The organism is Mycobacterium persicum, assembly GCF_002086675.1.
Lineage (GTDB): Bacteria > Actinomycetota > Actinomycetes > Mycobacteriales > Mycobacteriaceae > Mycobacterium > Mycobacterium persicum.
In genome coordinates, this window is sequence record NZ_MVIF01000003.1 from 110,991 (window position 1) to 119,251 (window position 8,261).

At 67.1% G+C, this 8,261-nt stretch carries 7 protein-coding genes; 3 read left to right on the plus strand and 4 right to left on the minus strand.

Features of this window, described 5'->3' with window-relative positions:
* Nucleotides 1-4 precede the first annotated feature (4 nt).
* Both uvrB and BST40_RS02455 read left to right on the plus strand, forming a co-directional pair.
* The gene (gene uvrB, locus BST40_RS02450) at nucleotides 5-2,185 is read left to right on the plus strand and encodes an excinuclease ABC subunit UvrB (protein ID WP_083153318.1); all 2,181 of its coding nucleotides are present in this window, start codon (nucleotides 5-7) and stop codon (nucleotides 2,183-2,185) included.
* A 34-nt stretch (nucleotides 2,186-2,219) separates the two neighbouring features.
* Nucleotides 2,220-3,632: an MFS transporter gene (locus tag BST40_RS02455; protein ID WP_075546211.1), complete on the plus strand. Its 1,413-nt coding sequence runs from the start codon at nucleotides 2,220-2,222 to the stop codon at nucleotides 3,630-3,632.
* Here BST40_RS02455 and BST40_RS02460 read toward each other — a convergent pair.
* Nucleotides 3,621-5,282 carry a mannosyltransferase gene (locus BST40_RS02460; protein WP_089024983.1) on the minus strand — a complete coding sequence of 554 codons (1,662 nt, stop codon included), beginning with the start codon at nucleotides 5,280-5,282 and terminating at the stop codon, nucleotides 3,621-3,623. The two genes, BST40_RS02455 and BST40_RS02460, sit on opposite strands and share 12 nt — an antisense overlap.
* Before the next feature lie 231 nt (nucleotides 5,283-5,513).
* Between BST40_RS02460 and BST40_RS02465 the strand changes: the two genes are divergently transcribed.
* Nucleotides 5,514-5,954: a universal stress protein gene (locus tag BST40_RS02465; protein ID WP_023373708.1), complete on the plus strand. Its 441-nt coding sequence runs from the start codon at nucleotides 5,514-5,516 to the stop codon at nucleotides 5,952-5,954.
* Here BST40_RS02465 and BST40_RS02470 read toward each other — a convergent pair.
* The 3 genes from BST40_RS02470 to BST40_RS02480 all read right to left on the minus strand — a co-directional run.
* Nucleotides 5,951-6,799, minus strand: coding sequence for an SDR family NAD(P)-dependent oxidoreductase (locus BST40_RS02470; protein WP_075546213.1), 849 nt, complete (start codon nucleotides 6,797-6,799; stop codon nucleotides 5,951-5,953). The two genes, BST40_RS02465 and BST40_RS02470, sit on opposite strands and share 4 nt — an antisense overlap.
* Before the next feature lie 30 nt (nucleotides 6,800-6,829).
* A complete protein-coding gene (locus tag BST40_RS02475; RefSeq protein ID WP_075546214.1) occupies nucleotides 6,830-7,738 on the minus strand; it encodes a 2-oxo acid dehydrogenase subunit E2 in 909 nt (302 codons plus the stop codon).
* Between the two features lie 163 nt (nucleotides 7,739-7,901).
* On the minus strand, nucleotides 7,902-8,261 hold a 360-nt coding region (locus BST40_RS02480; protein WP_142276699.1), incomplete at its 5' end, for an MBL fold metallo-hydrolase.

The window sequence follows — 8,261 nt, forward strand, 5'->3', positions numbered from 1 at the left end:
TGACATGGCTTTTGCCACCGAACACCCAGTAGTTGCCCATTCCGAATACCGCCCAGCCGCAGAGGACGTGGAAGGGTTGGTGCGCTCCGGCGCCCGCTTCGAGGTGGTCAGCCCGCACGCGCCCGCCGGCGACCAGCCGGCCGCCATCGACGAGCTGGAGCGCCGGATCAACGCGGGGGAGCGTGATGTGGTGCTCCTGGGCGCCACCGGCACCGGAAAGTCGGCCACCACCGCGTGGCTCATCGAGCGCCTGCAGCGCCCCACCCTGGTCATGGAACCCAACAAGACGCTGGCCGCCCAGATGGCGAATGAGCTGCGAGAGATGTTGCCGCACAACGCCGTTGAGTACTTCGTGTCGTACTACGACTACTACCAGCCCGAGGCGTACATCGCCCAGACCGACACCTACATCGAGAAGGACAGCTCGATCAACGACGACGTGGAGCGGTTGCGCCATTCCGCCACGTCGGCGCTGCTGTCGCGCCGTGATGTGGTGGTGGTGGCCTCGGTGTCCTGCATCTACGGTCTGGGCACCCCGCAGTCCTACCTGGACCGCTCGGTCGAGTTGCGGGTCGGCGGCGAGGTGCCGCGCGACGGGCTGTTGCGGCTGCTGGTCGACGTGCAGTACACCCGCAACAACCTGTCCTTCACCCGCGGTTCGTTCCGGGTGCGCGGCGACACCGTGGAGATCATCCCCTCCTACGAGGAGCTGGCGGTTCGCATCGAGTTCTTCGGCGACGAGATCGAGGCGTTGTATTACCTGCACCCGCTGACCGGCGAGGTGATCCGCCAGGTCGACTCGTTGCGGATCTTCCCGGCCACTCACTACGTGGCCGGCCCGGAGCGGATGGCGCACGCGATCTCCACCATCGAGGAGGAGCTGGCCGAGCGGCTCGCCGACTTGGAGGGGCAGGGCAAGCTGCTGGAAGCCCAGCGGCTACGAATGCGCACCAACTACGACATCGAGATGATGCGGCAGGTCGGGTTCTGCTCGGGCATCGAAAATTACTCGCGACATATAGACGGGAGGCCGCCCGGCTCCGCACCCGCGACGTTGCTGGACTACTTTCCGGAGGACTTCCTGCTCGTCATCGACGAGTCGCACGTCACCGTGCCGCAGATCGGCGGCATGTACGAGGGTGATATGTCGCGCAAGCGCAATCTGGTCGAATACGGGTTCCGGCTGCCGTCGGCGTGCGACAACCGCCCGCTGACCTGGGAGGAGTTCGCCACCCGAATCGGGCAGACGGTATATCTGTCGGCCACGCCGGGACCGTACGAGCTCAGCCAGTCCGGCGGCGAGTTCGTCGAGCAGGTGATCCGGCCGACCGGCTTGGTGGACCCGAAGGTGGTGGTGAAACCGACCAAGGGGCAGATCGACGATCTCATCGGGGAGATCCGCAAACGCGCCGATGCCGACCAGCGGGTGCTGGTGACCACGCTGACCAAGAAGATGGCCGAAGATCTCACCGACTACCTGCTGGAGATGGGTATCCGGGTGCGCTACCTGCATTCCGAGGTCGACACGTTGCGGCGGGTGGAGCTGTTACGCCAGTTGCGCCTGGGCGACTACGACGTGCTGGTCGGCATCAATCTGTTGCGTGAGGGCTTGGACCTCCCCGAGGTGTCGCTGGTGTCGATCCTCGACGCCGACAAGGAGGGCTTCTTGCGGTCGTCGCGCAGCCTGATCCAGACGATCGGCCGCGCCGCGCGCAATGTCTCCGGCGAAGTGCACATGTACGCCGACAAGATCACCGACTCGATGAAAGAGGCCATCGACGAAACCGAGCGGCGTCGGGCAAAGCAGACCGCCTACAACGAGGCCAATGGGATCGATCCGCAGCCGCTGCGCAAGAAGATCGCCGACATCCTCGACCAGGTCTACCGCGAGGCCGCGGATACTGACGCCACCGAGGCGGTTGCGGTCGGTGGGTCGGGCCGCAACGCGTCCCGCGGCCGACGTGCCCAGGGTGCCCCCGGCCGCGCGGTCAGCGCCGGCGTCGTCGAGGGCCGAGACACCTCGAACATGCCCCGCGCTGAGCTGGCCGACCTGATCAAGGACCTCACCGAGCAGATGATGGCCGCCGCGCGCGACCTGCAGTTCGAACTGGCCGCCCGGTTCCGCGACGAAATTGCCGACCTGAAAAAGGAATTGCGTGGAATGGACGCTGCCGGGCTCAAGTGACTCGGGGTGACCACGCGGTGCCTACGGTGTAGCTGTGACCGATACGGCGAGCGAGACCGGCAGCTGGCGCGAACTGCTGAGCAGGCACTTGGGGACGGCCACCATGCTGTCCGGCGGCGTTGCGCTGTATGCCACCAACGAGTTCCTTACCGTCAGCCTCCTTCCGAGCACCATCGCCGAAATCGGTGGCAGCCGGCTGTATGCCTGGGTGACGACCCTGTATCTGGTCGGTTCGGTGGTGGCGGCGACCTCGGTCAACCCGATGCTGTTGCGGGTCGGTGCCCGCACCTCGTATCTGATGGGACTGACCGTCTTCGGTGTCGCGAGCCTGTTGTGCGCGGCCGCGTCGAATATGGAGACCCTGGTCGCCGGACGCACCCTGCAAGGGGTGGCCGGTGGCCTGCTGGCCGGACTCGGCTACGCGCTGATCAACGCCGCGCTGCCGCATCGGCTGTGGACGCGTGGCTCGGCGCTGGTGTCGGCGATGTGGGGGGTGGCGACGCTGGTGGGGCCGGCCATGGGCGGACTTTTCGCACAGTTCGGGCTGTGGCGGTGGGCGTTCGCCGCGATGGCGGTGATGTCCGGGCTGATGGCACTGTTGGTGCTGGCCGTGCTGAGCAGCCGGGCCGGCGTAAGCGGTGAGCAGCCGGTGACCCCCGCGCACAAGGTGCCGGTGTGGTCGTTGTTGTTGATGGGCGCGGCCGCCCTGGCCGTCAGCGTCGCCGAACTCCCGCGCTACCTGGTGCAGACCGCGGGCCTGCTCGCCGCCAGCGTGTTGCTGATCGGGATCTTTGTGGTCGTCGACTGGCGGATGCACGTAGCAGTGTTGCCGCACAGCGTGTTTGGGCCCGGACCGTTGAAATGGATCTACCTGACCATGTCCGTGCAGATGGTCGCCGCGATGGTGACCACCTATGTGCCGCTGTTCGGTCAGCGGTTGGGCAATCTGACACCGGTGGCGGCCGGATTCCTGGGTGCGTCACTGGCGCTGGGCTGGACGGTCAGCGAGATCGTCAGCGCATCGGTGAACAACACCCGGGTGATCGGGCATGTAGTGGCGGCAGCGCCGTTGGTGATGGCGTCGGGCTTGGCGCTGGGTGCCGTCACCCAGCGTGCCGATGCGCCTCTGAGGGTGGTCGCGCTGTGGGCGCTGGCGCTGCTGATCACCGGGACCGGGATCGGGATCGCCTGGCCGCATCTGTCGGCGTGGGCGATGGATTCCGTCGACGATCCGGCCGAGAGCGGCGCCGCGGCGGCGGCCATCAACATCGTGCAGCTGATCTCGGCGGCCTTCGGCGCCGGCCTGGCCGGTGTCGTGGTCAACAGAGCCGAGGGGGGCGAAGTGACGGCCGCTCGCTGGTTGTTCGCGGTGTTCACCGTGCTGGCCGCCGTCGGATTCGTCGCCTCCTACCGGGCGACCCGGCGCGCACGCCGGTCACCGGGTTGATTTGACGACCTGCGAGTAGTGGAACTGCCACCGCTCGACGATGTGGAAACCCAGGTAGCCGGGAAACTGATACACCGGCGTGCGCCCGAACGCCGTTCCCGGCGACAAACCTTGTCCCACTTGATGATCCGGCAATGATTTGTCACGGTTGGTGATGGTCCACAGCGTCGTGCATTTGTTGATCTTGGCGGTCGTCAGCCACACCGCGACGTGGCCGTCCCACAGCGTGCCGACCTTGGGCCCGTAGGCGCCGCGTTCCACGTCGACCAACGACCGGAACGCTGCCGGTCGGGTGGCCAGCAGCGCCCGGATCGGCCCGGGTCGCCACGGCACGGTGTTGTCCACCAGCAGGCAATCACCGGGCGCGGCATGGGCACTGATGACGTCGGCCACCTGGCTGTAATCCCAGCCCTCCTTGGCGTAGGGCCCGCGTTGGGTGAAGTAGTAGTTCGGGAACGCGGCGACGGCGAAGACGACCACCGCGCCGGCTATGAGCCAGAGCTTGCGGGCGACGGTGACGATGCAGATGGCCAGGATGACCGCCGCCCCGGGGGCGGTCAGGATCAGGTAGCGCGGGTAGTAGATGGGTTCGACGGTCGCCGAGTAGATCAGAACGACGGCGGCGGGAATGACGACCCAGGCCACGCCGGCAAGCAGCAGCGGTCGGGCGCCCTGGCCGGGCCCCGGCGCGCCGGTTAACCGCAGCACGACGGCGGCGACGACGACCACGCCGGACAGGATCGCAAACGGAACACTGTGGTCGAAGTACTGGCGATGCACCACATCGAGGAAGAGGTTTCGGTTCAGCCCCGAGATCCACCCGACCTGCCACACCTGTCCGTGGGCGAACAGGACGAAGGGCGTCATGGCGCCGACCGCGGCCAGCGAGGCGACCGCCCACCAGATGGCGGGAGCTTTCCGCGATCGGGCCGGGGCCAGCAGTGGCAGCAGCGCGGCGTACACCGGCACCAGCAGTCCCAAGTTGATGCTGACCAATATCGACAGCATCAACCCCAGCGCATACAGCAGCCACAGCCATGGCTTGTTGCGCCGCACCGCGGTGACCAGCAGCACCGTCAGCCAGACCGCGGCCGTCACCGACAGCGCAGAGGAGCGCGCCTCGATGCCCGCCCAGGTCACCCGCGGCAGGATGGCAAAGACCGCTCCCGCACACACTGCGATGCCGCGGCCGGAAAACTGCTTGGCGAACACGACGACGCCGGCGGCGGCGGCCCCGATGGCCAGGCTGCTGGGAACCCGCGACCAGAACTCGGTCGGCGGGAAGATCGCGAACCAGCCGTGCATCAGCAGGTAGTACAGGCCGTGTACGGCATCGATATGGCCCAGCAGATTCCACAACTCCGGCAGGGTGCGCCGCGCCGAAGCCGAGATCGTCGCCCCCTCGTCGAACCACAGCGACGGCCGACTGGCCCAGGCTCCGCTCACAACCGTCGCCAGCAAAGCGATAGCCCAGGGGTCGAGGCGCCGGCCACGGGCCTGCGGGCGCGCCGCCTCACCCCCCAGCGGCGCCGCGTCCTGATCGAGTGTCGGTGCAGACATGATGCCTGTCACTGTAGGTCGCCGGCGATGATTCCGGTCACCAGCCGTCGTCTCGCCACCCGGCCGGGCATCGGGGCGCACCGCCGCCAGGGCTACCCCGCATGATCGCCACATTTGGCGAAAATCGTTGAACCACAGCTATTTTCACAGCGAATCGGGTCCCTCGATGCCGTGGCCGTCACCCGCTGGTGTGCTACGGCTGGCCCGCCCGGCAAAATGCGGATTGCGCCACGCCGCTGCGGTGTGGGTAATCTGACCCATCTGGATCAGGCAAAGCGATACTGTCTGGGGTTGGCGTAGCAACCGACACTGGGAGGGTAAATGGGCGCCTATCGGACCGTGGTGGTAGGAACCGACGGCTCGGACTCGTCGATGCGGGCAGTGGACCGGGCCGCGCAGATCGCCGGGGCCGATGCCACGTTGATCATCGCGTCGGCGTACCTGCCTCAACACGAGGACGCCCGAGCCGCCGACGTCCTGAAGGACGAAAGCTACAAGGTGACGGGCACCGCCCCGATCTACGAGATCCTGCACGACGCCAAGGAACGAGCGCACAACGCCGGCGCGAAGAACGTCGAGGAACGCGCCATCGTGGGCGCTCCGGTCGACGCGCTGGTCAGCCTCGCCGAAGAAGCGAAGGCCGACCTCCTGGTGGTCGGCAATGTCGGGCTGAGCACGATCGCCGGGCGGTTGCTGGGTTCGGTGCCGGCCAACGTCTCGCGTCGGGCCAAAGTCGACGTGCTCATCGTGCACACCACCTAGCCTCCCTCGCGGACGTCCCCGGCCGGGGGCTGCGGCGACCAGGCTGGGCGCTTGGCTTGATGCGGAATGCCGGTGAGAACGAATTCGGCAGTACGCCTGGGAGCCTCGGCAAGCATCGAGAAGGCGGCTGCCCGCCTGGGCAGCCGGACGTGTTTGCGGCCCTGCTGTACAGCGGACACGACGTGATCGGCAACCATCTCGCGGGTGACGTCGACCATGAGGTGCATCCGGTAGAGGCGGCGGAAGGAATCGGCGGTCGGCGGGTAATCCTCGGTATGGGCCAGCAGGTCGGTGGGAATCGGCCCGAGTTCGACGAGGGTGGTGCGGATCGGCAAGCCGCGAAGGTCGGCTCGCAGGCCCGCGGTGAAATGAGAAAGGGCCGCTTTGGAAGCCGAATAGGTCACTAATCCGGGAAGGGCTACACAGCCCGCCATCGAGGAGACATTGACGATATGCCCGCCGCCGCGGTGCAGCATTCGAGGGATCGCGCAGCGGCACAATTCGGCGGGCGCGAGGTAGTTGACCTCGGTGACTCGTCGCAAGTCGGCCTCGGGTGCGTCGGTGAAGCTACCCGTCTGGTTGTCGATGCCGGCATTGTTGACCAGGACGTCGATCGGCCCGGCCTCGTCCTCGATGCGCGCAATCAGTGTGCGTACCTGGCCCGGCTCGGACAGGTCGGCAACGTGGGCAGAGCCTCCGAGCTCGCCCGCCAGCGTGCGAAGGGGCCCGTCGGTCCGCGCGACGAGCGCCACGCTTGCCCCGGCACCGGCGAACGCACGTGCCAGAGCCGCCCCGATGCCTCGCGAAGCCCCGGTGATCAGAACCCGTTTTTGCGCTAGCTCCATGGCATTTCCTGCTGTCGGCGAACAGTGCGCCTACGCCATCGCCGGCCGCTTCCCATTCGACCCGACGGGCGCCCGGCGCGTCTTGCGCGGCGGCGCGGGACGGGGGACCGGGTCGAACGCGGCGGGATCGTCCAGATACTGGCGAAATACGTGGGCCATCGTCGCCGCCTGGTACCCGTCGACGAAGCGGTGGTCCAGACCGATCGTCAACGGCAGCACCGGGCGGACCACCGGTTGACCGTCTTCGGCGAGCACCTTGTCGGTCACCGCCCCGATCAGGATCCCGAATGGCACGTGGCAAAACGTCGGCCAGGGAGCGGCGGCCGTGTCCAGGCCGTAGGTGCCCACATTGCTGACGAGGATCGAACCGTAGGGGCGGGCCTCAAGCCCGAGGAAGGGCAGCGGCAGCTGCAGACTTTCGGTGACGAACGCGATCGCATCCATCACCGGGCGCAGCAGCAACGGGGGAAGGCCTTTGACCATGGCCTTGGCTTGCTTGAACTGTGGATCTTCGTTGTGGCGGATCCGTGCGGCACGGTCAGCCAGTTCTTTGGCGATGACCCAGGGCGGCTTCTCATTGATGCGACGCACGACGGCGCCGGAAAGATCGGTCCTGGCCGCTTCGACTCCCGTCACCACGTCTGTTCGCAGCGATACGACGAAAAAGCAGTCGATCGTCGGAGATGGCAGGAAGCTGCCGAACACCACCCGGCCGTTGAGGCCGGGCAGCGCTTCGACGACTTTTCCCGCCGCCCGGCCTACCAGATCCACGGGGGTGACATGCTGGCCGGTGGCCTCGCGGACCCGGGCGATGTAGTCCAGCAGCCGCGAAGCATCGACTTCGGCCGTCGCCCAGATGATCGGGTCCTTTCGGGGACGCCAGGTGGCCATGGCGATCTTGCGCCAAACGGAGAACGGGATAGATGACGGTGCCCACATCGTCGGAACTCCATTCCTTCGCGCCACGACCGGCGCCTACCTCACTTCGCGCCGGGCTTCGTGTGCGATTGTGCGCCGCCGCCGGGTCGCCGACGAGGGAACAAGGTCCTTACCGCCGCTGTCTTCCGGCCTTGTTCTGCCCTACGTCACCGCGATGCGTCGTTCACCAACCACGGTCGCGCCACTCCTGAAGGTGAGGGCGTTCGATGCCCAGCACGGTGTCGTCACCGTGGCCGGGGTAGATGACGGTGGAGTCGGCGTACACGTCGAATACCCGGGTGGTGACGTCGGTGAGCAGCTGGGTGAAATCGCCGGGCTGCCAGGTCTTGCCGACCCCGCCGGGAAACAGGCAGTCGCCGGTGAACAACTGCGTGACCCCGCCGGTCGCGGGCCCATCGAGTGCCAGCGCGACCGATCCCGGTGTGTGCCCGCGCAAGTGGATGACGTCGAATGTCAGCTCGCCGATCCGGACGGTGTCGCCGTTGGCCAGGAAACGATCAGGCTTGACCGGCCTCGGTTCGGC